The 24,377-nt window shown below is 67.1% G+C and carries 26 protein-coding genes and 2 pseudogenes; 11 read left to right on the top strand and 17 right to left on the bottom strand.

Going from position 1 to position 24,377, the window contains the following annotated elements; genetic code table 11:
- A pseudogene (locus AC5Y4H_RS03630) lies at positions 1–124 on the top strand (cutinase family protein); the annotation flags it as partial.
- A gap of 22 nt (positions 125–146) precedes the next feature.
- Here AC5Y4H_RS03630 and AC5Y4H_RS03625 read toward each other — a convergent pair.
- From AC5Y4H_RS03625 to AC5Y4H_RS03610, 4 genes are all read right to left on the bottom strand, one after another.
- Entirely contained in the window at positions 147–1,511 is a 1,365-nt protein-coding gene (locus AC5Y4H_RS03625) for an aldehyde dehydrogenase family protein (RefSeq protein ID WP_499978655.1), read from the bottom strand.
- A 35-nt stretch (positions 1,512–1,546) separates the two neighbouring features.
- On the bottom strand, positions 1,547–2,650 hold the full coding sequence (locus tag AC5Y4H_RS03620; protein ID WP_499978599.1) for an acyl-CoA synthetase family protein: 1,104 nt from the start codon (positions 2,648–2,650) through the stop codon (positions 1,547–1,549).
- Positions 2,651–2,810: 160 nt separating this feature from the next.
- Positions 2,811–3,608, bottom strand: coding sequence for an SDR family oxidoreductase (locus AC5Y4H_RS03615; protein ID WP_499978597.1), 798 nt, complete (start codon positions 3,606–3,608; stop codon positions 2,811–2,813).
- Between the two features lie 151 nt (positions 3,609–3,759).
- Complete coding sequence (locus AC5Y4H_RS03610) at positions 3,760–4,719, bottom strand: oxygenase MpaB family protein (RefSeq protein ID WP_499978596.1); 960 nt, start codon at positions 4,717–4,719, stop codon at positions 3,760–3,762.
- A 173-nt stretch (positions 4,720–4,892) separates the two neighbouring features.
- Here AC5Y4H_RS03610 and AC5Y4H_RS03605 point away from each other — a divergent pair, with 173 nt between their 5' ends.
- Together AC5Y4H_RS03605 and AC5Y4H_RS03600 are read left to right on the top strand one after the other, a co-directional pair.
- Entirely contained in the window at positions 4,893–5,510 is a 618-nt protein-coding gene (locus tag AC5Y4H_RS03605) for a TetR/AcrR family transcriptional regulator (protein ID WP_499978653.1), read from the top strand.
- A 187-nt stretch (positions 5,511–5,697) separates the two neighbouring features.
- Positions 5,698–6,444 (top strand): methyltransferase domain-containing protein, encoded by a 747-nt coding sequence (locus AC5Y4H_RS03600; protein ID WP_499978594.1) that lies wholly within the window; start codon positions 5,698–5,700, stop codon positions 6,442–6,444.
- Positions 6,445–6,475: 31 nt separating this feature from the next.
- On the opposite strand, the gene AC5Y4H_RS03595 is transcribed toward AC5Y4H_RS03600, so the two are convergent.
- Together AC5Y4H_RS03595 and AC5Y4H_RS03590 are read right to left on the bottom strand one after the other, a co-directional pair.
- Complete coding sequence (locus tag AC5Y4H_RS03595; protein WP_499978651.1) at positions 6,476–6,925, bottom strand: SRPBCC family protein; 450 nt, start codon at positions 6,923–6,925, stop codon at positions 6,476–6,478.
- Between the two features lie 243 nt (positions 6,926–7,168).
- The gene (locus AC5Y4H_RS03590; RefSeq protein ID WP_499978592.1) at positions 7,169–7,864 is read right to left on the bottom strand and encodes an SDR family oxidoreductase; all 696 of its coding nucleotides are present in this window, start codon (positions 7,862–7,864) and stop codon (positions 7,169–7,171) included.
- A gap of 148 nt (positions 7,865–8,012) precedes the next feature.
- Here AC5Y4H_RS03590 and AC5Y4H_RS03585 point away from each other — a divergent pair, with 148 nt between their 5' ends.
- Positions 8,013–8,558: a CGNR zinc finger domain-containing protein gene (locus tag AC5Y4H_RS03585; protein ID WP_499978649.1), complete on the top strand. Its 546-nt coding sequence runs from the start codon at positions 8,013–8,015 to the stop codon at positions 8,556–8,558.
- 40 nt (positions 8,559–8,598) lie between these two features.
- Here AC5Y4H_RS03585 and AC5Y4H_RS03580 read toward each other — a convergent pair whose 3' ends face one another.
- From AC5Y4H_RS03580 to AC5Y4H_RS03560, 5 genes are all read right to left on the bottom strand, one after another.
- On the bottom strand, positions 8,599–8,763 hold the full coding sequence (locus tag AC5Y4H_RS03580) for a hypothetical protein (protein WP_499978591.1): 165 nt from the start codon (positions 8,761–8,763) through the stop codon (positions 8,599–8,601).
- 153 nt (positions 8,764–8,916) lie between these two features.
- A complete protein-coding gene (locus tag AC5Y4H_RS03575; RefSeq protein ID WP_499978589.1) occupies positions 8,917–9,762 on the bottom strand; it encodes an SDR family oxidoreductase in 846 nt (281 codons plus the stop codon).
- Positions 9,763–9,822: 60 nt separating this feature from the next.
- Positions 9,823–10,587, bottom strand: coding sequence for a DUF2127 domain-containing protein (locus AC5Y4H_RS03570; protein WP_499978588.1), 765 nt, complete (start codon positions 10,585–10,587; stop codon positions 9,823–9,825).
- 57 nt (positions 10,588–10,644) lie between these two features.
- Positions 10,645–12,033, bottom strand: coding sequence for an MmgE/PrpD family protein (locus tag AC5Y4H_RS03565; RefSeq protein WP_499978647.1), 1,389 nt, complete (start codon positions 12,031–12,033; stop codon positions 10,645–10,647).
- Positions 12,034–12,128: 95 nt separating this feature from the next.
- Complete coding sequence (locus tag AC5Y4H_RS03560; protein WP_499978586.1) at positions 12,129–12,995, bottom strand: helix-turn-helix domain-containing protein; 867 nt, start codon at positions 12,993–12,995, stop codon at positions 12,129–12,131.
- 248 nt (positions 12,996–13,243) lie between these two features.
- Here AC5Y4H_RS03560 and AC5Y4H_RS03555 point away from each other — a divergent pair.
- The 5 genes and pseudogenes from AC5Y4H_RS03555 to AC5Y4H_RS03535 form a co-directional block, all read left to right on the top strand.
- Positions 13,244–13,525: pseudogene (locus AC5Y4H_RS03555) on the top strand (zinc-binding dehydrogenase); the annotation flags it as partial.
- Positions 13,522–13,935: a nuclear transport factor 2 family protein gene (locus AC5Y4H_RS03550; protein WP_499978584.1), complete on the top strand. Its 414-nt coding sequence runs from the start codon at positions 13,522–13,524 to the stop codon at positions 13,933–13,935. The pseudogene AC5Y4H_RS03555 and the gene AC5Y4H_RS03550, both read left to right, overlap by 4 nt.
- Entirely contained in the window at positions 13,936–14,754 is an 819-nt protein-coding gene (locus AC5Y4H_RS03545) for an SDR family NAD(P)-dependent oxidoreductase (RefSeq protein ID WP_499978581.1), read from the top strand. It begins immediately after the preceding gene.
- Positions 14,755–15,000: 246 nt separating this feature from the next.
- Positions 15,001–16,305 (top strand): calcium:cation antiporter family protein, encoded by a 1,305-nt coding sequence (locus AC5Y4H_RS03540; protein ID WP_499978580.1) that lies wholly within the window; start codon positions 15,001–15,003, stop codon positions 16,303–16,305.
- Between the two features lie 47 nt (positions 16,306–16,352).
- Positions 16,353–17,189 (top strand): SDR family oxidoreductase, encoded by an 837-nt coding sequence (locus tag AC5Y4H_RS03535; RefSeq protein WP_499978578.1) that lies wholly within the window; start codon positions 16,353–16,355, stop codon positions 17,187–17,189.
- A 25-nt stretch (positions 17,190–17,214) separates the two neighbouring features.
- Here the strand turns inward: AC5Y4H_RS03535 and AC5Y4H_RS03530 are convergent, their stop codons facing one another.
- From AC5Y4H_RS03530 to AC5Y4H_RS03520, 3 genes are all read right to left on the bottom strand, one after another.
- Complete coding sequence (locus AC5Y4H_RS03530; protein WP_499978577.1) at positions 17,215–18,780, bottom strand: flavin-containing monooxygenase; 1,566 nt, start codon at positions 18,778–18,780, stop codon at positions 17,215–17,217.
- Positions 18,777–20,576 (bottom strand): flavin-containing monooxygenase, encoded by a 1,800-nt coding sequence (locus tag AC5Y4H_RS03525; RefSeq protein WP_499978576.1) that lies wholly within the window; start codon positions 20,574–20,576, stop codon positions 18,777–18,779. Before AC5Y4H_RS03525 ends, AC5Y4H_RS03530 begins: the two co-directional genes overlap by 4 nt.
- Before the next feature lie 92 nt (positions 20,577–20,668).
- Positions 20,669–21,286 carry a TetR/AcrR family transcriptional regulator gene (locus tag AC5Y4H_RS03520; RefSeq protein WP_499978573.1) on the bottom strand — a complete coding sequence of 206 codons (618 nt, stop codon included), beginning with the start codon at positions 21,284–21,286 and terminating at the stop codon, positions 20,669–20,671.
- Between the two features lie 129 nt (positions 21,287–21,415).
- On the opposite strand from AC5Y4H_RS03520, the gene AC5Y4H_RS03515 reads away from it, so the two are divergent.
- Positions 21,416–22,048, top strand: coding sequence for a TetR/AcrR family transcriptional regulator (locus AC5Y4H_RS03515; RefSeq protein ID WP_499978572.1), 633 nt, complete (start codon positions 21,416–21,418; stop codon positions 22,046–22,048).
- Here AC5Y4H_RS03515 and AC5Y4H_RS03510 read toward each other — a convergent pair.
- Both AC5Y4H_RS03510 and AC5Y4H_RS03505 read right to left on the bottom strand, forming a co-directional pair.
- Positions 22,010–22,495, bottom strand: a complete 486-nt coding sequence (locus tag AC5Y4H_RS03510) for a DUF417 family protein (protein WP_499978570.1) — start codon at positions 22,493–22,495, stop codon at positions 22,010–22,012. The genes AC5Y4H_RS03515 and AC5Y4H_RS03510 overlap by 39 nt on opposite strands.
- Before the next feature lie 67 nt (positions 22,496–22,562).
- Entirely contained in the window at positions 22,563–23,177 is a 615-nt protein-coding gene (locus AC5Y4H_RS03505) for a TetR/AcrR family transcriptional regulator (RefSeq protein WP_499978645.1), read from the bottom strand.
- Positions 23,178–23,336: 159 nt separating this feature from the next.
- Between AC5Y4H_RS03505 and AC5Y4H_RS03500 the strand changes: the two genes are divergently transcribed.
- The gene (locus tag AC5Y4H_RS03500) at positions 23,337–23,897 is read left to right on the top strand and encodes a pyridoxamine 5'-phosphate oxidase family protein (RefSeq protein ID WP_499978568.1); all 561 of its coding nucleotides are present in this window, start codon (positions 23,337–23,339) and stop codon (positions 23,895–23,897) included.
- On the opposite strand, the gene AC5Y4H_RS03495 is transcribed toward AC5Y4H_RS03500, so the two are convergent.
- Positions 23,898–24,368 (bottom strand): SRPBCC family protein, encoded by a 471-nt coding sequence (locus AC5Y4H_RS03495; RefSeq protein WP_499978566.1) that lies wholly within the window; start codon positions 24,366–24,368, stop codon positions 23,898–23,900.
- Positions 24,369–24,377 lie beyond the last annotated feature (9 nt).

Here is a 24,377-nt window from a genome sequence, read left to right as displayed (position 1 = left end):
CGACACCTACGCCGACGACGGCGCCATGATCGACAAGGGAGTCGCCTTCGCCTCCAGCCACCTGGCAATGGGCGGCCCGGGCGCGACGTCGGTCGCGTCGCCCCACGGCGGCTTCGGAGAATAAGGCGGCCAACCGGTCTCGCCGGCTAGTCCCTGATGTAACCCTTGTTGCGCATCAGGGCGTCGGCGAGAAAGCCGTCGTGCGGAATCTGTGGTGCTTGGAACCACGTCGGCCGGTGCCCGCAGTAGACGTTGCCGACGGTCGGCTCGGCGACCAGATCGTCGATCAGCGTCTCGTCGCCGGTGATCGCGGTGACCACCAGCGAATGCCGCAACGGCCCCAATCCAGCCTCGCGCGACCACCCCGACACCCACACACACGGGAAGGCCAGCTCGAGGTTGAGTTTGTGCACGTCGGGTTCGGTCATCAGATGGACGGCCGGACGCAGCGCGGCATAGCCGTCGCCGAGGTCGGCGACCACCTGGTCTGCGCCGAGCAACGGGGTTGACCCGGCGGCCTTGGCCGCCAGGAAGTTCGCCAAGGCCCGCGCCTTCTCGACGGGCTGCGTGGGCAGGCTCGCCCGCTCGTCATCGGTCGGCAGCGGCTCGAGTGCCGCCAATCGTTCGGCGATCGCCCGGGCCAGCGCCGTGGGATCGCCCTCGTAGAGCACCGCCGTGGTGTTGACGCACGCCATGCCGCCGTGGTTGGCGATCGAGTCGACGATGAGGTCGAGATAGTCGCGCCAGTCCCGGTCGGCGGTGATCACGATCTTGGTGCGTCCCGGTCCATTCACGATCACCGCCGGATCGCGGGCGTACTTGTCGACGACCTCCTGGCCGCCGTACACCATCGCGAGGTCAGCGCAGCGGACGATTTCGTCGGCGCCGGCATGGTCGGTTGGCAGATAGGCGGCGTCCTCGGCGCGAAAGCCGGCCTGGCGCAGCGTGCATACCAGGCGATGCGCCGTCAGCGGCTCACGCCGCGAAGGCCGCACCGCGACCCGGTAGCCCAGCGCCAGCGCCTGGGGCCAGAGCCCATGGACACCGGGGCCGTTTCCGGCCGCGTGCACTGCGAACACCTCGCCCCGGCGCACCCACAACGCGGCACCCGCGCGGGTGCGCTCATCGCGCCAATCCAGCGTCGCCCCCGCCGGCTGAGCCGCCCGGACGGCATCGAACGCCCCGGCGACGGCGTCGGCCACACCGCGCGCACCGGCCCGGGTGATCGCGACCGGCATGCCCGAGATCCGGCTGGCCAGCCTGACGTAGGTTTCGAAACTCAGGCCCGCGACCACGCCGTCGACGAATGTCTCGGCTGCCCCGGCGAGCGCGGCCGCACGCCGGGCGACCGGCAGCGGTGTGGCTTTGCGCTGCGCGGCCAGCGTCCGCGAAACGTAGAGCGCCGGAACAATGCTCAACTCGGCGACCGCGGTGCCTGCGGTCGTGGTGATGACCTCGCGTTTACGGGTTCGGTACTCGCCGTCCGCGCCAAGCGCGTCGAGGGATACCACACCGGTTGCGATCGAGCCGTTTTCACCGGCCATGCTCAGTACACGCCTTCGATGACGGCCTCGCCCTCGAAAGCGGTCACCGGTCGCACCTCGCTGACCGAATCGCTGAGGTCGCCCGCTGGGCCGGGCATCCTGATCGCCAGGTCGCGCTCCAGGTTGTTCGGGATGAACATGCCCTTGCTGACGTGGTTCATCACCACCTGACCGTGCTGCCCGTACGGCACGCGTTGCCCGGTATCGGGATCGACCACCCAGAACACCACATACGGGGTGCGCGGGTCGAAGACGAAGGCGTCGCCGTCGGCGGTTCGGGTGACCGCTTGCGACAGCACCATGGTGCTGCCGAACGCCATGGTGATCGTCGTCTCCGGGAAGATGCCGCGCAGCAGGTCGAGCGTGTCGACGTCCACATGCGCGCCGCTGAGCAACAGATAACGGATCTTGGCGTTGACCAGGTCGACCACCCGATCGTCGCGGGCGATCGCCTCCAGCAGCGGCGGGGTGGTGTGCAGGTTCGCGACATGCTGCGTCTGCAGCACGAAGACGGCCTGCTCGACGACGTGGTCGACGTAGGCCGCCACGTCGGCGGCGGCGCCGCGGGCCGCGACCTTCTTGACCCAACGCGGATCGAGGTCGATCGCGTGGAAATTCGCGCCGAGTCGCTGCGACACCAGCCGGGAGAAGTAACCGACGCCGTGCGGCCCGCTCGGCATCAGGCAGAGAAAGCCCTGGCCCCGCCGGAAGCCGCCCGCGGCGAAGTCTTCGGTTTGCCACTCGATGACCTGAGCGATCCAATCCGGCATTTGCACAGTGCGTTTCGGGGCTCCGGTGGTGCCGCCGGATTCGAATATCTGGGGCACCGGTACCGCGCATCCTTCGGCCGCGTAACCGCGAGGGATGAGGTCCTCGACTGCGACACTGCGTAATTCGTTGATCAGGTTCGGAAATCGCCGAAGGTCGGTGAAGGTGTTGATGTCCGTCAACGGGTCGAAGTCCAGCGTGCGGACGGCCCGCAGCCAGAACGGCGAGCCGGTGTCGTCGCCGAAGTGCCAGGCGATCGCGGCGCGTAAGTAGGCCTCGGCATCCTCGACCGGTTCCGCGCGTGGGACGTCCAACAACGAGAAATCGACATCGGCCATGTCCTCGATCCTGTCCCATCGTGGACCGGTACGCCAAGGACGCCGGCCGGCTGGTCCGGCGGCGCATGTCACCTTATGGCCTTATTTCACAGGGAGTTTCATTCGTGTGCACGCGGTGTTCAGCGCGATGACAGTGCGCAGAACCAGTCCGGGCCGCGGCCTAGAGGGTGCGGGCGGCGCCGCGCGGGGTTTGACTGCCGAGCATGGCCGTGATCGTCTCGTTGAAACGGGGATAGATGTCGTCGTAGGTGCCGTCACGCTCGGCGAACCGGAACATCTTGACGCGCTCCACCACGATCTCCTTGGCCTGCGGCTGCGTCTGCAGCAGCGTCATCGTCTCGGTGATGTACTCCTCCAGCGGCATCGCCCGGGGGTCGAATCCGCGCTCGCCCTGCAGCGCGGTCTGGACGTGCGGCGGGATGATCTCGATCACCTGCACAGAGGTGTCACGCAGCTGAAACCGCAGCGATTCGGTGTAGGAGTGCAGCGCCGCCTTGGCGGCGCAGTAGGTCGGGGTGAGGGCGCTGGGCATGAAGGCCAACCCGGACGTCACGTTCAGGATCGTGGCATGCCGCTTGCGCAGCAGCGCCGGCAACAGTGCCGAGGTCAGCCGGATGGGACCCAGCAGATTGATGGCGATGCTCTGTTCGGCCAATCCGGCGCCGCTGCTACCCGTCAGGTCCTCGACCCGCTGAATCCCGGCGTTGTTGACCAGCACGTTGAAGTCCGGGTAGTGGTCGGTGAGCTCGGTGGCGAATCGGCGGATGTCGGCGGGGTCACCCTGATCGAGCGACAGGGTCTGCACGCCCGGGTTGGCCTCTGCCACGGCCCGTAGGTGGTCACCGCGCCGCCCGGCGATGATGACCTGGTTGCCCAACCCGTGGAAGGATTCCGCGAGGCCGCGACCGATGCCGCTGCCGCCACCGGTGACCAGAACGGTGTTGCCCGTCATCTGCATCGCGGTTCTCCTCCGGGGTCGTCCTGCCATCGGCTCCCTCGACCGGCCACTCGGCCGACAGAGCGGAATGCCCCAATGCGGAGCCGGCTAACCACGATGCCCTATCCGCCCGCGCGGTGTCACGCGACAAACGCGCCCACGGACGATTCAGCTACGCGGCCGGGCGGTTGTGCAGCGGGCGCGGGTCGACCCCCGCGCGCCGCCACGCCGCGGCGGCCCAGCTCGTGTAGAGCACCCGGAGGGGCAGCCGATTGAGCAGCGGGTTGAGCGCTCGAATGGCCGCGGCGATGCGCTGGAAACGCTTCTCCTTCTTGGCATCCCAGTGCAGCTCGCACACCTCACGCATCTGCGGCGGCAGGGTTCCGACCACGATCAGCCGGGTGTAAGCATTCAGCGGCGCCGACAAGACCGTCCAGACCGGCTTGGGGATCCGGCGCGGACCAGGTATGCCTTTGCGGATGTAGCCTGTGCCGTACAGCACGGTCTTGTGTGGGACGAACCGGTCGAGCATCTCGTCCCAGTAGGCCACGAAGTCGTCGTAGGTCTGCGGCTGTCCCCGGTCGCTGACGCCGTACAGGCTGTACCAGAGTTTGCCCTCGTTGAAGATTTGTTCCTTCTCGGCGTGGGACAGCCGGCGGATGAACGTGTCCGTGTTGTAGATGACCTGGTCGACGAAGCTGGCGTGCGCCCAGTAGAACAATTCCGGGTTCAGCGCGTGGTATCTCGAGCCGTCGCTGATCGTGCCCTTGATCGCCTTGTGGAAGTCCCGCACCTTGCGGCCCCACTCATGTGGCTCGTCGGAGTAGACGGTGTTCATCAAGGGTGGCGCGGTCCGCTTGGCCCGCCCCAGCGTGTCGCTGAAGACGACGGAGTGGTCCAGCACCCCCTGGCCCAGCTGTTCGATGCAGTTCTCCACCCCGGCGGTGCGCTGGAACCCGAAGAGCTGAGTCCGAACGTCCCCGTAAAACTTCCAGATCAACGAATCCGGCCCCAGCCGCGGGGCGGCCTCGGGTACCTGGTCGTCGATGGGCATGGGCATCGCCTCGCGAACGCCCGTGTCGAAACGCCTCCCAGCGGTCGCCGTGGCCCAGCCGTCGTTCTGGGCGGTCATGCCCACCTCCCGTTGCGCGGCCCATCCACCGGGCGTTGTGAATCATTGACACAAAGTCGTATCTTTGTCCCACACCCTAGCAGCGCTGCCTACCGTCGCCCGTCCCGGGGGCTCGACGCCCGAAAAGTCGGCGCGGTGAACCAGGCCGAGGAGTTGATACGATGCCGCCAATCATGCAGTCCGAACCGGGCTCTCCCTCTGCGTCTGCCGCCGCCGGGGCGCTTACGGATCTGGACCGCACCATCCTGGACACCGCGCGAGGCGTGTTCGAGACCTACGGGGTGCGCCGCGCCAACGTCGACGACGTCGCCGCCCGGGCGGGAATCAGCCGCAGCACCATCTACCGTCGGTTTCCGACCAAGGAGAACCTGTTCGCTCAGGTGGTGCGGCGCGAGGCCGGACTCTTCTTCGTCACTCTGGACCAAGCGACAACGGGCTGTGACCCGCAGCAGGCCGTGGTCGAGGCCTTCGCACTCGGGGTGCGCCTGGTTCAGGATTCACCGCTGTACTCGCGCATCGCCGAAAGCGAACCCGAACTCTTCGGCATGTTTTCGCGGTCGCATGCCTTCCCGATTCGCCAGTTCGCCGACGGAATCGCGCATACCCTGCGCCGCTGCGGCGCCGACCTGCCCGAGCCCGACCTGGACAACGTCGCCGACATCCTGCTTCGCGTCGCCCTGGGCATCATCGTCTTTCCCACCGACCGGCTCGACACCTCGGACCCGGCCGCGGTTCGCGAGTACGCCGCCCGCTATCTGGTTCCGATCATCAGCCGCGACTGGGCCCGCTGACGCTCACATCGCCGGCATCGTGAACTGGCCTCCGTCGCCCATCGGTAACCCACCCGACAAATCGCAGCGGTCGAAGCGCCGGGGTCCTCGGCGTAGGCTGCGAGCGGGGACTTACTCCGAGCCGAAGCTTCGCGGCTTTCCGTTCGATTTCTGGCTTCCGGCTTGACATTTGATTGAAGGAGTACGCATGACCGACGTGCACATCTCGCTTCCTCCCGCGCTCCGGCGGGCGCTGGACCTGCTCATCGACCCTCCGGCCGATCCCGACGTGAGCCACGGTTATCTGGACCTGCTCGGCGCCGACAAGGGCGAGGACGGTGCAGTCGAGAAGAACACCGGCCCAATCCAGGCCGCCTGGGCCTCACCGATCGGATCGATGCTCTATGACAACGCGCAAGCGCTCTCCCGGCGCTGGATCAGCGCATGGCAGCTGCCGCTGGAGTGGTTGGCCGTCCCGAAGGGCGGCGTCGCGCTGGACGTCGGCTCGGGCCCGGGCAACGTCACCGCATCGCTGGCGCGTGCCGCCGGTCCGGACGGGCTGGCCCTCGGCGTGGATATCTCCGAGCCGATGCTTGCCCGCGCCGTGCGCAACGAGGCCGGGCCGCAGGTCGGCTTCATCAAAGCCGACGCGCAACGACTTCCACTGCGCGACAGCACCATTGATGTTGCGGTGTCGACCGCGGTGCTGCAACTGGTGCCGGATCCGGCGGCCGCCCTTGCCGAGATCGCGCGCGTACTGCGGCCCGGCGGCAGGCTGGCCGTCATGGTCCCGACCGCTGGGCGCCTGGCCCGCTATTGGCAGCTGCTGCCGAATGTCGGGGCGCACGCGTTCGACGACGACGAAATCGGCGATGTCTTGGAAGCCAACGGTTTTGCGAGCATAAGGGTGAAGAACCTGGGCACGTTTCAGTGGGTGCGCGGTAAGAAAGGCTGATCCATCGGGCGTCTGACGACACCAGCGAGACCTAGTCCGGCGCTTGCGCTAACACGGCGAGGCGGTCCATCGACTCACGCAACATGTCGGCCGTCGTCGCGCGGGCCCTTTCGACGCGGCTGGGATCGTTGAGCGCCGTCCAATCGTAGGTGTGGGTCACGGTGGTCAGCGTGGGGTTGATCTGGCTGACCTCCCAACGCCACAGGTGGCCCGGCGGCTGTTTCTTGGGTTCCGCTGGGCACCAAGCGATTTTGCTGCATTCGACGAATTCCACAACATGGTTTTCGCGCACCGCGCCATTGGTCAGGGTGGTTTTGAACACATCACCGACCTGATGAACACGCTGCCCCGGGGCGGCCGACGCGAGGTTGTTGTTGCCGTCCCAGCTCGGCTGACGCGACGGGTCGGCGATGAGTTCGAAGATACGAGCGGCGCCGGCCGAGATGACGCGGGTTGCGCTCACAATGCGCTCCTCTTCCATGCCGCTATCCAAACACGTCGGGCCGGTCGGCGCGTTCGTGACTTTGGGCCGGGGCATTGAGGACCTTTGGCCGTCGCGGCGCCGGCGGTGCGGGTGTGACGGTGGTGCTGCCGGGATAACCCGGTGGTCTGTCCGAAGTGCAGAGAGCCCAGTTCTGGGTTCCGAACAAGTGGGCCACCGCAAGGGCCTGCGTGCCCCGTCACGGGTTCGGCCTTCGGACAGACCTTCCACTTCCCAGGCGGTTCAGCCCATCCGGGGCAGCGCCTCAATCGGCCCGGACAGCCCCGCCTTGACGTAGCGGGTGTCGTCGTCGGCCAGCACCTCGGTGTCGTCTCCCTCGATGCCGTCGACGATCGCGCGTGCCACCTGGCGCGGGTCGTTCTTGGGCGCGTCAAAGCCGGAGGTCATATCGGTGTCGGTGAAGCTGAGGTGCGCGGCAACGACCAGGGTGCCCTGCTTCTCGAGCTCGACACGCAGCGAGTTCGTCGCCGACCACAGCGCGGCCTTGGAATCGCCATACCCACCGGATCCGGGCATCCAGGACAGGATCGAGGCGATGTCGACCAGTGCCCCGCCGCCGTTTTCCGCCAGGATCGGCGCGAAAGCCTTGGCCACGCGCAGCGCGCCGAAGTAGTTCGTCTCGAAGACCGCTCGCACCTCTTCGATGTCGCTACCGAGCAGGCTCCGGGCGCCGAGCACACCGGCATTGTTGACGACGATCTCGGCGTCCGACGCTTCGGCCGCCAGCGCGGCCACCGATTCCGGCTTGGTGACGTCCAATTCGACGCTGACCACGCGCGGATCCTGACTGGGCTTGGGTGCCCGCGCTGTCGCGTAGACCTTGGCCGCGCCCCGCTCCAACAACTCCGTCACGATGGCCTTGCCGAGCCCGCGCTGTCCACCGGTGACCACCACCGTCGACCCCTTGATGTTGACCATGATCTCGCTCCTTTGACTTAGGTAAAACATTTTTGCTTACGTCACCGTAGTTGACTGGGGCGACATAGGCAAGTAACATTCGGATATGTCTTCACCGTGGGGTGCGTCACAGCGGTACGGGTGCGCCGCGGCCCCCGGCGGTCTGGGCCTGGTCCAGGACTTCCTGAACACGAGGGCCATCGGCGAGTACGGACCCGACCTGCTGGGAGACCTGGACCTCGCCGGCCACTGGTTTGCCACGGCGGTGCAAGCGTGGTCGTCCCCACGCGACATGGACGTGCAGCCACCCGGGCTGGGCGACGCGGACCTGGTCAAGCTGCGCGGCCTGCGGGCCATCATCGAGCAGCTGGTGGCGGGCGAACCGCCGAGTGGGCGACGCCCACTCGGTGTCACCGCATCATTCAGGCTGTCCGATTCCGGTGAGGTGCGGCTGGATCCCAGCGGCAGCGGCTGGCGCTGGGTGGCGTCGGCGCTGTGGGGCGAGATCCTGTTGAGCCAACAAGCCGACACCTGGCGGCGGCTTAAGCGATGCCACAACCACCGGTGCGGGTCGACGTTCTACGACCGCTCGAAAAACAACAGCGGCGTTTGGCACGACGTCAAGACCTGCGGAAACGCCGTCAATCTGCGCGCCTCCCGGGCGCGGCGGCGCGAACGCGATCGGGCGGCGCAATCGGCCGTTCCGCCACAGTAGGCGGGCTCGGCGACGGACGCCTGCCGGCCCGATCGGCAAGTCAGCAGCGTTCGGCGCCTCTGGGCATCAGGCGCGGACCCGTGGCGGCCGGTCGCCGCGAGCTTCTGAGCACCGCGTGCACGACGTCGAAGGCGCGCGTCTTCAGCGGCGCCACCACGTCGAAAGTGGCGGGAGCCTGGCTGACCCAGGCCGGGAGTGTGGCCACAATGTTTCCTTTGTTCTTTCGGCATGTACGCCGACTCAGTCAATTGCACCGCAGCCGTTTTACGGCGACGCCGCGCCGCGGTAAACGTCACGAAAAGCCCGTTTGTGGCGTACGGCACAAACGTGACGCGACACAGGGTACGCAACAGTGCGTCTAGTGAAAACCCTTGAACCGGCGCAGATAACCCGGCAATCGGTGTGCCGGTACCGCTTTCGGCCAGTCATCGGGGCGGAAATACGCGTCGGTACCGCCGTCCACGAATACTACACTGCCGCAGAGAAAATCGGCGGCGTCCGACAACATGAAACACATCCAGTCGGCCATGTGTCCCGCGTCTCCGAAGCCGCCCAGGGGGACGGGGAACGAGCGGACGGCCTTGGCCTGCCGCGGGTTCGACAACTGTTCCTGCAGCAGCGGTGTCATGATCGCGCCGGGAGACAGCGCGTTCAGGCGCACGCCTGATCCGGCCCATTCCGGAAGCACCGCGTGCCGTCGCACCCAACGGCTGACCGCGATCTTGGACGCCCCATACATCATCGTCGGCGCCGCCGGACCCAACAGTCGCACCGCCCGCACCGCCTTGTCGGCATCATGGGCAAGTAGCGCTTTGACGGCGCGGCGCGGCACTGCGGGAATAGTCGTCGTCGAATTACTGGCAACGACAACGACTTTCGCGCGGCCGGCGGCGGCCAGCGCGGCACGCCAGGCGGCCAGCAGTTCGACAACCCCGAAGTAATTGACCGCGGCGATCTGACGGATGCGCTCGCGACCGGGGCTGGGACCCAAACCGGCCGCGAGGACGGCACCGTCGAGTCTGTTGCCCGAGGCCGCCAGGACGCGATCGGCCGCCGACTTGCGTCCATCGGGCGTCGACAGGTCGGCGACGATATCGGCGTCCTTGATGTCGACACCGATGATGCTGTGCCCGTTGTCCCGGAGGCGCGCAGCGGTCTCGCGGCCCATCCCGGAAGCCGACCCGGTGATGGCATAGGTCCCCATTGATTCCTCCGTTCCGAGGGAAGTATGCCTGTCGCTGCGGTGGGCGCGGCCCCGGGCGGGTCAGTTCGCCGCAGCGGCCTTCTCGACGTCGAGCAGCTGCTCGCCGCGTCGTTCCTCGTCGTAGGCCTTGCGCCCGCCCCGGAGCCCGAACAGTCGTTTCGAGACCAGCAGATAGATCACCGCGGCGACGTTGATGGCGAAGGTCACCGCCCGGGTCATGGTGATGCCCTTGGCCAGGTCGTGGATCTCGAGCGGCAAGAAGATTGAGGTGGCTATCACCGCGAAGTATTCGCCCCAGCGCTTCAGCAGCCAAAGGCCCACCCCTTCGACGACCTCGATCAGCGCGTACCCCACCAGCGCCAAGGTCAGCAGGGTCAGGGTGGACGGCTTGGCCGCGAGCGCCTTTTCCAATTCGTGCACGATCGTCATCTGATCGACCTTGAATCCGGCGGTGCGGAAGATCGGCAGGTCGCGATCGAGGGTGGCCTGGATGGCGCCGCGAGCCCCGCGGAACTTCCACACCGCGTAGGCCGCCAGCGCGATCACCACCGCCCGGAGCAAGCGTTCCACCGCCAATGCACGGATGATGATGGCCTGCCGTAAGGCCTTGCCGCGCATGATCATCGGCGCGTCTTCGGCGCGGCCGCGCCCGTGCGGCTCCCCCACGGTGAATTCGCCGCACCGCAAGCAGCGCCACACTTCGCCCAGTCCGGTACTGCCGCTCAGCCGCTCGGCGAGTGACTTCTCATCGGGTGCATAGGTGGCGTGGCCGGCTACGGCACAGGTGACCAGCTCCCACCGATTGCGGCGATGTTCTTTGCCCATGGCCGGATCATTCATGGCCGACGGTCGGCCACGCAAGGGGGGCGCGCGCAACCGGCGTCAGAAGCGCGGCTTGCTGCGGGCGCACCGCGCGGTGGGCAGCACCGACCCCAGGAGCCCGGTGAGCTCGGCGACCCCGATCTCGTCGAGGCGGGCCACCGCGGCGACGATGTCATCACGCAGCGGCTCGTCGCAGAAGGGTTCGGCGAGCCAGGCGAACTTGTCCACGACGCGTTCCCAGGACATCGGACGCGTGGGCGATCCCTCGTAATCCGACTGCTCGCGGCTGAATTCTCGCCCGTCGCTGGTAATCACGTGTACCCGCGCGGCGGTGCGCTGGGGATAGTCGGCCGTCAGATCGTCGGCCGCCTCGACGTGCACCCGCGACAACAGATCCTGGACGTCTCCTCGCGAAACGCGTTCATTCTCAAGCTGTTCGGGGCCTACGCCGCCGTCGAGCAGGGCGGCCGCGGTCAGGTACTTGAGGTTGTAGTCGGCCTGCTCCTTGGTGAGCGGATGTTGTTTGTCGCCGTACGCACCCCCACCGGCGAAGTCGTAGGCACCCTGAAAGACCTCGAGAACCACCCGCGCGACATCCGCACCGCGCAAACCGTTCTCGCCGCGAACGGCCAGGACCGCGTCGATGACGACCTGGCCGTGGATGAGTGAGCAGTACTGCTTCAAGTAGGTCTGCTCGACACAGGTGAGGCTGTGATCGGCGGTGTGGAGATCGATGGGCTGATCGAACAACTGCACCAACCCGTGCGGGCCCTCGAACAGTGACTTGGGCCCGGTGATGCCACGCGCGGCCAGCATCGTCGTGTACACCGCGCGCATGCCGGTGATCGCCGGCGAGATGCCCTTCCAGTTCGACACCGGTTCGGCATGGACCGTCGCCAGCGAGACGTTGTCGGCCGCCGCGGCGGCGATGGCGTTAGCGGTCTGGTCGGCGGTCAGCCCCAGCAGCCTCGCGCTGCCCGCGGCGACCGACATGGACAGCTGCAGCGCGTGGTTGAGGCCGCGGGCCATCACGGGAACCTGTGCGCTGAAACGGCATTGGACCTCGTAGGCGACAGCCAGTGCCAGCAGGAAGTCGGCTCCGGTGGCGCCGGTGTGCTCGGCCACGGCCAGAACCGCGCCCAGGTTGTCGGCGGGATGGCATAGCCCACCCACGGTCAGATACGTGTCGAGCAGATCGGGGTAGCGCACGAGAACCGCGTTGAAGAACGCGGCCTGGTCCACCGCTGCTCGCCCACCGCCCACCAGGGTGGCCGTCGGGGCGCCACCGAACTGGGCGGTGTGGTCACGAATCGTCGGGATGAGCTCGCCGTCCAGCGAGCCGACGGCGCATGCGACGCTGTCGAGCACGTTGCGTTTCAATAGCGCGCGCGGCTGCCCACTCAGATCGGCCGCCCGCGCGCCGACGACGAAATCGGCCAGCTCGTCCACAACATAGCTATCTGCCACCACTTTTCGCCTCCCAGGCGAGGCTACCCCCACCCGAGCCAGCGGTGGTCGCCCCGCGCGCCGGATCTAGCGCTGCGCTACATGGCGCAATCGGCGGCGGCCGGTCGCGGTGACGATCCGCTGAGTGCGACCGTCTCGTCGGTCATGCGCTTCCCGATGTCGCGGATCTGTCGCGCGCTCAGCGCGCACAGCGGGTGCACGGCCACCATCAGGGCGACGCGGCCCCGGTCGTCGAAGACCGGCGCGGCGATGGTAACCACGGGTTGCTTGCGCCGGCCCGGGTTGTCGTCGGAGAGAAACCCGATAGTCGTGAACTCGACCAGCAGCTGATCCATGATGTGGCGCACCGGCGTCGGCATCTCGCTGCTGTCCAATGTGCCGACCACCTGCACCGCCTGCGCGAGCGCCGGCGTCGTCCAGTCGACGTCGAATCCCCGTTCGCGCGTGTGCGCCAATACCTGCTGCAGACGCTGGGTGCGCTCGGCGTTGTCACCCGCCCCCCGCCGGACCCACGCGCGTTGTTCCTCCTCGGTGTCCCAGGCCGCCATCGCCACCCCGAACGGCGGCGCGTACGGAATGCGATCCCCCGGTATCCCCGATGGCTGTGTGGCCGGTTCGCCCTCGAAGGCGGTGACCACCAAGGAGTCACCGAACTTCTCCACCACCGAACATGCGTAGCCCACTTCGCGGGACAGTCGCAGCGCCGCGGATCGCGCCGCGTGCGCGAGCGGCCGGGCGGTGTCCGTGCGGGCGGCCACCACGGCGAGCGCGGGACCCAGCGCGAACGTCTTCGCGATCGGATCGCGACTGGCCCATCCGCGGTCGCACAACGTCTTCAAGATCGCGTGCGCGGTCGCCTGAGTGAGATCCAGCTCGCGCACGACGTCGGAGAAGCGCAGCCGCGCATTGGGAGACCGCGCCAGCAGCTCGACGACATCGAGCACCCTGGCGGTCGGCGCTGACGTCGAACCGCGAATCGCTTGACTCCTTCACTCCCGCATTTTTACAGTGGTGCGAACATTCGAGATCCTATATCGATTATTCGAGAAGGTTTAACGTTTGCGCGCTGTGGTGTTACGAGACGGCCGGTTGCAGGTCCGCGAGACGCCGCGCCCTGAGCCCGGGCCGGGTGAGTTGTTGCTGCGCACGCTGAGCACCGCGATCTGCGCGTCCGACGTGCATTTCATGGATCGAAATGGGCACCCGCATCTACTGCGCCGGCGGTTGGTACGCCGGCGACACCCTCGACATCACCACCGCCACCCGCCAGGGTGTGACCATTCAGTTCGGCGGCGGTCCGCACCCGCAGGACTGGTACGGCACGCTCGACGCCATCGTCTCGGGCCGGCTGGACCCGCTGCCGAGTGTCGGCAAGATCATCGGCCTTGACCAGGTGCCCGATGCCCTCGATCAAGCCCGCAGGTCCGACGGTCCACCCCGGATCGTCGTCCGTCCGAATGGAGACATCCCGTGAGCGAACGCGATGACCGGCAAGACATCTCCGAACTGCTGGTGCGCTATGCCACGTGCATCGACCGGCGCGACTGGCCGCTGTTTCGCACCGTCTTCACCGACGACTGCCAACTGGACTACGGCGAGATCGGCACTTGGAAGGGCGTCGACGCCGTCGCCGACTTCATGGAGCAGGTGCATGCCCTCGCGGGGCACACCCTGCACCGCCTGACCAACCAGGCCATCGCGCTCGAGGGCGACACCGCAACGGCACGCACCTACATCGACGGCCTGATCATGGCCGCCGACAACAACTCTGGCGTTAACGCCATCGGCTTCTACGACGACGACGTGGTCCGCACGCCGGTGGGGTGGCGCATCGCCCGCCGGCGCTACACCCAGGTCCGGATCACCACGGTCGAGGGCGGATAGATGACCTTCGCGACGAAATACGGGCCGTGGGCGCTGGTGGCCGGCGCCTCGGATGGCGTGGGTGCGGCGTTCGCCGAAGGCCTCGCCGAGCGCGGCGTCAACGTGGTACTGCTGGCCCGCAGGCAAGCAGTCCTCGACCGCGTAGCGGCCGACATCGAGACCAAGACGTCTGCGCAAACCCGCACCGTCGCAATCGATCTCGCGCAGCCCGGTGCGGCCGCGGCGATCGCCGCGGCCACCGGTGACCTGGAGATCGGGATGCTCGTGTACTGCGCCGGCGCCGACCCGAATTTCAAACCGTTCCTTGCCAATCCGATCGAAGCCGCCGAGGCGATGGTGCAACGCAACTGCATGGTGCCCATGCAGCTGTGTCACCATTTCGCGCCCGCGATGGTGGACCGAGGCAGCGGCGGCATCGTCATTTTCGGGTCGGGCGCCGGGCTGGCCGGCGGACCGAACATGGTCGCCTACGGCGCCTCGAAGGCGTTCGACATGGTCTTCGCCGAGGCCCTGTGGGCCGAACTGCACGACAAGGGCGTCGACGTCCTGGGCCTCATCCTCGGCAAGACCAATACGCCGGCACTACGCGAACTCGAATACAGCCGCGGCCAGATAGGTTCCCCCGACGAGGACCCGCCGGACGCGGCGGCCGTGTCCGACGTCATCGCCGAGGCATTCGAGAACCTCGGCAACGGCCCCACCCTGATGGTGGGCGACACCATGCGCGCCGCCGCACAACTGCTCGCGTCGCTGAACCGCAATCAGGCCGTCGAGCTGTTTGCCCAGGCTGCCGTCGCTGCCATGGGTCCGGACACCTAGGGGATGCAACGGGAACCGTGAGCGTTCGCTGTCCGTCGTATTGACTGACGGCGAGGTTTGCCAAAGTTCCAGATCAGGCCAGCCTAACTCTTCCTTCAGCAGCGCCCTGGGCAGCAAATATGGGTTCGCGCGTACGGCGTTCACGGTGGAACCGGTGCGTTGCTGACCGTGTAGGCCCCGCGTACTTTGGGTAACCGGTCGCCGCGGCGACCGAGCCGAAGAACCACCCGATCGCCAGTGCGAAGGATGACGATGCTCGCCATGGACAGGCCCGCCACCACCGTCTCGACGACGACGCGCTGGCGGCGCCGCACCCTGACCCGTTCTGGATTGATCACAGGTGCGTTCGTCGTCCCGGCCGTGGTCGTCCGCGTCGTGGGACTGCATACCGGCGCGGTGCTCGCCCTGCTGATCTTCGGGGCAGCGGTGGTGGCCGCCAGTTTCCTGCTGGCCTGGGCTGCCGAGGCGGCCCAGATCGACGTGTCCGGCGGGCTGGCGACGGCGCTGCTCGCCCTGATCGCGGTGCTGCCCGAATACGCCGTCGACCTCTACTACGCCTACGTGTCCGGCCACAACGCCGATTACACGCAGTACGCCGCCGCCAACATGACCGGGTCGAACCGGTTGTTGATGGGGCTGGGTTGGCCCGTCGTGGTGCTGGTGAGCATCATGGTCGCGCGCAAGTCCGGGTCGGCGAAGTCCACCGGTGTGACGCTGGAGCCAGCAAACCGGGTCGAACTCGGGTTCCTGTTGGTCGCCGGCGTCCTCGCCTTCGTGATCCCGGCGAGCGGCCAGATCCATTTCGGGCTGGGGCTGGCGTTGCTGGCCTGGTTCGGGTTCTACCTGTACAAGATCAGCCACGGTGACGTGGAAGAGCCCGACCTGATCGGCACCGCCGCCGCGTTGGGCGACCTGCCCGACGGCCGGCGGCGCGTCGCCGTTATCGGCCTGTTCTTGGTGTCGGGCGGGGTGATCCTGCTGTGCGCCAAGCCCTTTGCCGATAACCTGGTTGCCGCCGGCACCGAACTCGGCATCAACCGATTCCTGCTGGTGCAGTGGCTGGCGCCCCTGGCCTCTGAAGCGCCGGAATTCATCATCGCGACCATCTTTGCCGCCCGGGGCAAGGGCACGGCCGCCATCGCCACGCTGATCTCCTCCAAGGTCAACCAGTGGACCCTGCTGATCGGGTCGCTGCCGATCGCCCACATGCTGGGCGGGGGTGGATTCTCCCTCCACCTGGACTCCCGCCAGGTGGAGGAGGTGCTGCTGACCGCCACCCAAACAATGATGGGGGTGGCGCTGATCCTGGCGCTGCGGTTCCACCGGTCCGCCGCCTGCACCCTGCTCGGGCTGTTCGTGGTCCAATTCCCGATCTTCTCGACACAGGGGCGGCTGCTGCTCTGCGGTGTCTACATCGCGGTGGCCATCGTCGCGCTGATCATCAATCGCCGGCACCTGGTCGCCACTGTCCGGGCGCCGTTCTTCGGCACCGCGATTCGGCACAGCGGCCACCCCCACCACAACGCGGAACAGGCCGGCCGCCCGCAGTAGCGCCGCCGCCCCGCGCCCGGAATGACGCTGCGTATACGGTCCCAGGTATGAATCGAGTGTCGGTGATCACAGGCGGCGCGGGCGGCATGGGCCTGGCCACGGCGAAAATCGTCGGCCGCGACCACACCGTCGTGCTGTGCGACGTCAGGCGGGACCGGCTGGCGGCCGCGGCCACGACCTTGGAAGACCACGGGATCACTCCGACGGTCGTCGACTGCGACGTGACCGATCGGCGCGCCGTCGCGGACCTGCTGGGCAACGCTAACGACGTCGGGACCGTCGTCTCCGTCATCCACACCGCAGGGGTCAGCCCGAGCATGGGCACCGCCGACTACGTCATGCGAACCAACGCCCTGGGCACCGTGAACGTCAACGAGGAGTTTTTCGCGGTCGCGGGCGGGGGCGCCGTGATCGTCAACGTGGCATCGATGGCGGCCCACATGCTGCCCGCGGAATTCGTTCCAGCAGAACAGTTTCCGCAGGCGATGGACGACGCGGACGCGTTCATGGACGCCATGCTGGCAGTGTGCAGCAGCGCTCCCGAGGAGGCGCGATCCGGTCTCGCCTACGCCGTGAGCAAGACCTTCGTAAAGTGGTACAGCCAATCGCAGGCCGAGCGTTTCAACAGCCGCGGATTGCGTATCGTCTCCGTGTCACCGGGGTCCATCGACACGGAGATGGGCAGGCTCGAGGAGCAGGCGGGCGCCGGCGCGATGGTGGCCAACGCCGCCGTCCCGCGCTGGGGAAAGGCGGAAGAGATGGCCGAGCTGCTCGCCTTCTGCGCCAGCGAAAAGGCCGGATACCTCACCGGCACCGACATTCTCAACGACGGCGGTGTGATCGCCTCGATGACCGAGCGGGCGCGGGTGGCGGCCGGCGGCTAGCTCCGGACGTAGCGAATTGCGTCAGCTAGTCCTCGGCACCGACGACGACTCCCGATACAGCGACGCCGTCGCGCACCCTGCCGTGGGTCCACTCCCGCGCCCGCAGCCGCCAGGTCCGGCGCGCATACTCCAGCTCGGTATAGGGCCATTGGGTGACGATTCGGCCGGACGGCGACCGGAAGTAGCTGTCGCACTGCGTCCAGATGGTGCGTTCCAGGTCCGCGGAAAGTGCCTTGTTGTAGCGTTTTTCGGCCTCGGGCCGCACGTCGAGGTATCCGCCCCGGCGCGCCAGTCGGCTTACCGCGCTGGCGACCAGTCGCGCCCCGGCCTCCAGGATGTAGACGATGGAGTTGCCGCCCTGATTGGTGTTGGGGCCGTAGAGCATGAAGAAATTGGGGAATCCACTGACCGCTACCCCCAGGTAGGCGGACGGGTCCTCGCCCCAATGCTCGTGCAGCCGGCGTCCGCCGACGCCGACGACATCGATGCCGGACAGATAGCGAGACGTCTCGAAGCCGGTAGCCAGCACTATCGCGTCGACGCCGACGTCGGTGCCCGATGTGGTGATCACCGATGCTCGGCCGATACGCGCGATGGGCTCGGTGACCAGCTCGACGTTGTCAAGCTGCAGGGCGCGGTAATAGTCGTCGCCCAGCAGCACCCGCTTGCAGCGGAACGGATAGTCGGGTGTCAGTGCCCGGCGCAGCGGCTCGTCGTCGACGGTGCGCTCCAGGAACGACGTCGCGATCTGCGTGCGCGCCATCACCACGGGATCGTCGGCGAAGGTAGCGGTGTTGTCGTGCTGGAACTTCCAGATCTGCCAGCGGGTGCGGCGCAACGCAAGGAAGCTTCGCCTGAAGCGCGCCAATTCGGTTGCGGTATAGGGGCGGTCGTCCTTGGGCACCATCCAGGGCGGGGTCCGTTGAAAGACCGTGACACGACCTGAAGTCTTCGCCAACTCTGGCACGAGCTGTACCCCGCTGGCCCCGGTACCGATCACCGCGACGTTCCGGGCGGCCAGGTCGAGGTCATGATCCCAGTGCGCGGTGTGCAACACCGGGCCGGCGAAGCCGCTCAGCCCCTCGATGTCGGGAAGCTTGGCCGAACCGAACAGGCCTACCGCACACACGACGACGTCGGCGGTCAGGGCGACGGGTTGCCCGTTCCGGCTTAGTTCGCAATGCCACGCCGCGGTGTGCGGGTCCCATCGCACGGAGTGCACCGTGGTGTCGAGCAGCAGATGGCGCCGAAGGTCGAAGTCGTCCGCCACCGATTCGAGGTAGGCCAGTATTTCCGGCTGCCGCGCATAGGTGCGGCTCCAGGATGCGTTGGGGGCGAAGGAAAACGAGTACAGGTGGCTTTGGATATCGCAGGCGGCGCCGGGGTAGGTGTTGCGTCGCCAGGTACCCCCGACGCCGTCGCTGCCCTCGATGATCACCAGATCATCGATGCCCGCGCGGCGCAGCGCGACGGCCGCGCCGAGCCCACCGAAGCCCGCGCCGATGATGGCCACCTTCGGCCCGCGCCCGCGCCGGGTCGCGGCCCGCATCCGCCCGATGGCGTAGAGCGCGCGGGCTTTTCGGCTTGTCACGGCCGATCCCCGATGCGACGGACCAGCAGTCCGTCCAAATTCCCGTCGGTGCGCCACTGCTGCAGGATGTCGGCGTACTCGGTTGGGGCGCCGAAGAAGAAACTGCCCTGCCGAGTCTTGGCGTCGGCCTTGCCTTCCCGGTTGTAGTAGCCGGGCGTACACGTCTTGGCCCGCTCGGCACTCGCGACCGACCGGGCCACCACCGTGTCGACCCAGGCGGCTTCGGCGTCTGGCGCGGCTTCGATTTCGGTGATCCCGTCGGTGAGTGCGGTCGCGATGATCCAGGCGACGTGGCGAGCCTGCACGTCGAGCAGGTAGGGGAAATTCACCGTCAGCCCGGCCTGGGCGATGCTCTCGATGAAGCAGTTCGGGAAACGGGTCGTGCAGAGGCCTTGAAAAGTGCGCACGCCGTCGTTCCAGTGGTCGGTGAGTGTCACGCCGTCACGACCGATCAGCTCGAATCCGGTGCGGCGGCAGTAATCGGTGCCCACCTCGAAACCCGTTGCGAAGATGAGGCAGTCGAGCTCGTACGCCGCGCCGACGACCACCACGCCGGTTTCGGTGATGCGCTGCACCCCGAGGCCCCGGGTGTCGACCAGGGTGACGTTGTCGCGGTTGAATGTCTGCAGATACTCGTCGTGGAAGCAGGGCCGTTTGCAGAAGTAGCCGTACCACGGTTTGAGCGCCTCGGCGGTGGCGGGATCGGAGACGATCGCAGCGACGCGGGCCCGGATCTCGTCCATCTTGGCGAAGTCGGCCAGCTCGATGGCGCGGCCGCGCTGCTCGGGATCTGCGAGGCCGTCTCCGTTCTGACGCATGACCGGCAGCTTGCGGGTGATGCTCGTCCAGGCGTCCGCGACCAGATCCTGGTCGGCTTGGCCTCCGGCGGTGAGGATCTGAAAGTTCTGTATCCGCTCGCGCTGCCACCCGGGCTGTAAAGTGCTGGCCCACTGCGGGTCCGTGGCTCGGTTGGCGCGGACGTCCACCGACGACGGGGTGCGCTGAAAGACGTAGAGCCGCTGGGCGGCGGCGGCGAGATGCGGTACACACTGGATCGCCGTGGCGCCTGTTCCGATGATGCCGACGCGCTTGTCGGCCAGATTCTGCAAGTTTTCTCCGGTGTAGGAGTAGTCCCAGCGGCTGGTATGAAACGCGTGCCCGCGGAAGGCGCCGAGTCCTTCAATGCCCGGCAATTTCGGTTTGGCCTGATAGCCGTTGGCCATGGAGACAAACCTGGCGCGCATTTCGTCGCCGCGGTCGGTGCGGATGATCCAGCGTGATTCGGCCGAATCCCAACGGATTTCGCGGGCCTCGGTCTGCAGGCAGGCGTCGCGGTAGAGGTCGAAGTGCTCGGCGATGCGCCGGCAGTGCGCAAAGATCTCCGGGCCCTTCGCGTACTTTTCGGTGGGGGTGTAGCCGAGCTCCTCGAGCAGCGGCATGTACACGTACGACTCGACGTCACAAGCGATTCCGGGATAGCGGTTCCAATACCAGGTGCCGCCGACGTCGGCCGCCCGGTCGATCAGCCGCACGCTTCCGACGCCGAGCTGTCGTAGCCGCGCGCCGGTCAACAGGCCGCCAAATCCGGCGCCGATGATGGCGACGTCCACCTCGTCGGTGAGCGGCTCACGGGCCAGGTCTCCGTCCGCCCATGGGTCTTCGGCGTATCGGGCGAACGGGCCGGCCATCTCGACGTACTGGCCGATCCCATCGGCGCGGATACGGCGCGCGCGTTCTTCGGCGTATTTGCGGCGCAGCGCGTCGACGTCAAGCGCCTGGCCAACGGTCTCGGTCACGGCCTCGGGTTCCTCTCCGTGGCCTCGACCCTATAATCAATCGCTTGATCATATCAAGGGCAAGGCCACACAGCTGTCCGGTTTACGGGCGGCTAGGACCTCGGGGCGAGCAGGGTGCCCCTGATCAGCTGCCTGGCCGAGCCCAGCGCCGCGTGATAATCCTCGGGCGGCAGCGTGGCCGCCAACTCGGTGAGGCCGTAGATCAGCGCATAGATCGCCTCGGCAACCCCGCCGCGGTCGGCATGGCCGGCGAGCCCGCCCTCGCGGGATGCGTCGTCGACGATGCCGTCGATGATTTCGCGGAACACGTGAAACCCGCCCGTCGTCGAGGCATCGACGGCGATCGCATTCTCCGCCCTCAGCACCCACTCGAACGCCGCCAGGTCGGGGTATTCGCGCATCAGCCGGCCCGATTCGTCGAGGACCGCTTCCAGTCGCGCGATCGCATTGCCCGGCCGGGCGGCCGCCTGGCGCAGTCGCGGGACCGCGACGTCGGTCCGCGCCGCCACGGCGGCGTTCATCAGTTCTGACTTGTTCGGAAAGTAGTTGTAGAGGCTCGCACTGGTCACGTTCGCGGTGCGCGCTATCTCGCGAATTGTTGCCCGCGCGTACCCCTCCGCGGCCACGCACCGCATGGTGGCGACGATTATCCGCTGGCGAGTCTCCTCGCCGCTGGCACCGATCGGTCGCCCGCGTTGCGCCCGCGTCACGGTGCTGCCTGCACTGGTCGCATCCCGTCCGTCGGCCGTTGACGCCGACGCATCGAATATAATCGGGCGATCGATTCGGTGTTCGGCGCGGAGGTGCCCGGTGCGTGACCGACGGAGCCGCGAGGCGCCATGACCGTCACTCCGCCACCATTGGGTCGCCCGGTGGGCGCCGACGGTGAGCAGACCCGGGCGCGCATCCTCACTGCGGCGATGCGCTGTGTGGGCGAGTTGGGCTGTAACCGCGCGACTATTCGTGAGATCGCCCGTGCGGCCGACATGACCAGCGGCAGCTTGTATCACTACTTTGCGAACAAGTCCGAGTTGCTCGAGGCCACCGTTAGCGAAATGGACCAGATCGCGCTTCCCCGGTTGCGGGCCGCGGCCGCCGAGTCCGGCCACCCCGTCGATCGCCTCGTTGCGGTGTTCGACGAGTCAAGCCGGTTCATGCGCGACCATCCCGGCCTGGCCGCCTTCGAGCGCGCCATGCGCGTGGTCGGCCAGGAACAGCGCGGGGGAAACCGATTGAAGCACCCCGGATTGAAAGCGTTGCGCGACATCATCACTGAGATCGTCGACGATGCGCGAGCGCAGGGCGCGCTGCCCGCCGGTACCGATGTGGCCGCCGCGGTGAATGCGATCCATGCGCTAGCGCGCGGTCTGACGGAACGGGCGGCGAATCTGGGACCGGACGCCTACGCCGCAACGCTCGATTCGGCCAACGGACTACTGCGGGGAGCGCTCTTCGCCGACGGCCAGCAGTGAGTCACCCAGCGTCCACAACGCGACGCCGAACAAGACCAGATCCTTGAGCAAGAATTGACCCGGCAGCGCCGAGAGCACCGGAAAGCCGTGGGCGTAGGCCATCACCACTCCGGGGGTGGTGAACAGAAAGCTCAGTGTGCCGGCGAACAGCACCAGCGCCAGCGCGCTGCCCGCGGCCGAGACCCGCGGCCACCGGGGCCGTAGCGCGATGAGAAGGGCGGCAACGATTTCCATCGTTCCGAGTGCGCGCGCGACGAAGGTGAAGCTGAAAAGGTCGTAGACCCAGCTCATCAGCGGGCTGTGCTGAATGAGCACGCGGGCTTCCATCTTCACGTACTTGCCCACCCCGATCCACGCCAAGACGAGCACCAGGCCATAGCGGCTGACAATCTGGCCAAAGCGGGTTAGCGCCTGCGCCGTCGTTGGCGCAAGGGTGTGACCGATCATCGAGGGACATCCTTTCGCGAGCACAGGCCGGCTTTCACCCAACCCACGTTTCAGAGCCCGATCGCGTTCACTTTCGCATCCGCTCGAGCCCGGAGACGATGAGCCGCAACCCGAAAGCGAATTCGTCCCCCAGCGGGACGGGCAGGTCGTCGGCAACGGTGACCGTCGCGGGAAGGCGGGACGGATCGAGCCGCTGAAAAGCCATGGAGAGTGCGGCGTCCCGTCGATCCCCCTCCGCCGGCGCTGAAGACAGCTGTATCGCAAAACCCAGGACATAGCGGGCCAGCGTCGCGTACGCGCGGGCCGCGACCGCCGGCCGAAAACCACTGTCGAGTAGGACGGCAAGGCAGCGCTCGCGATTGGCCAACGCGTTCGGCCCCATCGGGGTGTACTCGATCAGCAGGGGCGCCACATTGCCGTGCCGGCTCAGCGCGTCAAACATGTGCTGCGCGAACAGGATACAGGCGTCTTGCCAGGACAGGGCGGTCAGCTCGTCCGCGTCGAGGTCGACCTCCCCGAGGATGTGGTCGATCACCAGCGAGACCAGCTGCGACCGGTTGGCGAAGTGACGGTACAGCGTGGCGGTACCCGACTCCAGGCGCTGCGCCAGCGACCGCATGGACAGTGCCTCCGGCCCCTGCTCGTCGACGAGTTCGACAGCCGCGGCCAGGATGCGGTCCACGGGCAGCGCCGGGCGGCCGCGGGAACGGCGCGCCCGGTTGACGTCGCTCACATCACTCAACGTGGCGCTCCCACCGCTTGACACTCCGACACATTTCGGAAACACTGTATCCGTAAATGATACAACCGCCAACCCTCCTCACAGCAAGGAACTTTCGTCATGCTCCTCCCCTTGGCGGCAGAGCCCTTCACCGCTCCCACCGATCGCGACATGCTTCCCTCCGAACGGCGCGAATTCGTGCGCACACACCGCACCTGCGTGTTCGGGTACCGCCGCCGCAACGACGGCCCGGCCATGTCGATCGTCTACTACATCCCCACCGACACCGGCGAATTGCTGGTCTCCACCATGGCCGGTCGCGCCAAAGCCCGCATCGTCGAACGCGATCCCAAGGTGAGCCTGTGCGTCCTCGACGAGCGGTGGCCGTTCGCCTATCTGCAGGTGTACGCCGACGCCACCATCGATCAAGACCGCGATCTGGCGGTCGACGTGATGATGGCGGTCGGCGGTCGGATGTCCGGTCAACCACTCGGCGACGACGCCCGGCCGCACATCCGGGACATGTGCGAACGCGAAGATCGTGTGGTCATCCGCTGCCGGCCGTATTCCACTTTTGCGACGCCGCCGCGCCATCTGCACCGCAACGACCAAGCCCAGGAACTCACCCATTGGGTGTCCGGCGTGATGCCTTGGGACGCGGCAGATCCGGTGACGGGCTGATCAGCCTGCGTAGCGGTCGCGCAGCTTGCTCAGCGTCGCCTCGATGCCCGAGGCATTGGCCTTGGCAAAGCCCATCCGCTCGTAGTAGTTCAGCTTGTTCTTCAGCGCACCTGCATCGCGGTAGTCGAACGTCTCGGTGACCTGGGTCAGCGTCGGCGACAGCTTCTCGAATTCCCACCGCCAGCGGTGACCCAACGGGTGGCGCCATTCGATGAGCTCGTTTTGCGTCAGCGCGGTGATCGTGCTGGTGATCCGGTAGGGAAGCCCGAACATCTTCATATGCGTCGAAAACTTCGAACCCTCAAGCAGTTGTGCCGGCACGGTGATGTTGTCGCGCACCGTGCCCGACCCATCCAGCTCGTGGTGCCGGCGGGGATCGGCGACCAAGGCGAACAGCTCCGCGGCCGGGGCCGCCACCTCGACCCTGCGGCTCACCTGTCGAGGTCCTCGATCGACAACCGTGACGGTCATGATGTCTCC

The organism is Mycobacterium sp. NGS58 (assembly GCF_059812385.1).
Note: the sequence above shows the minus strand (reverse complement) of the source record. Positions and strands in the feature narration are given on the sequence as shown.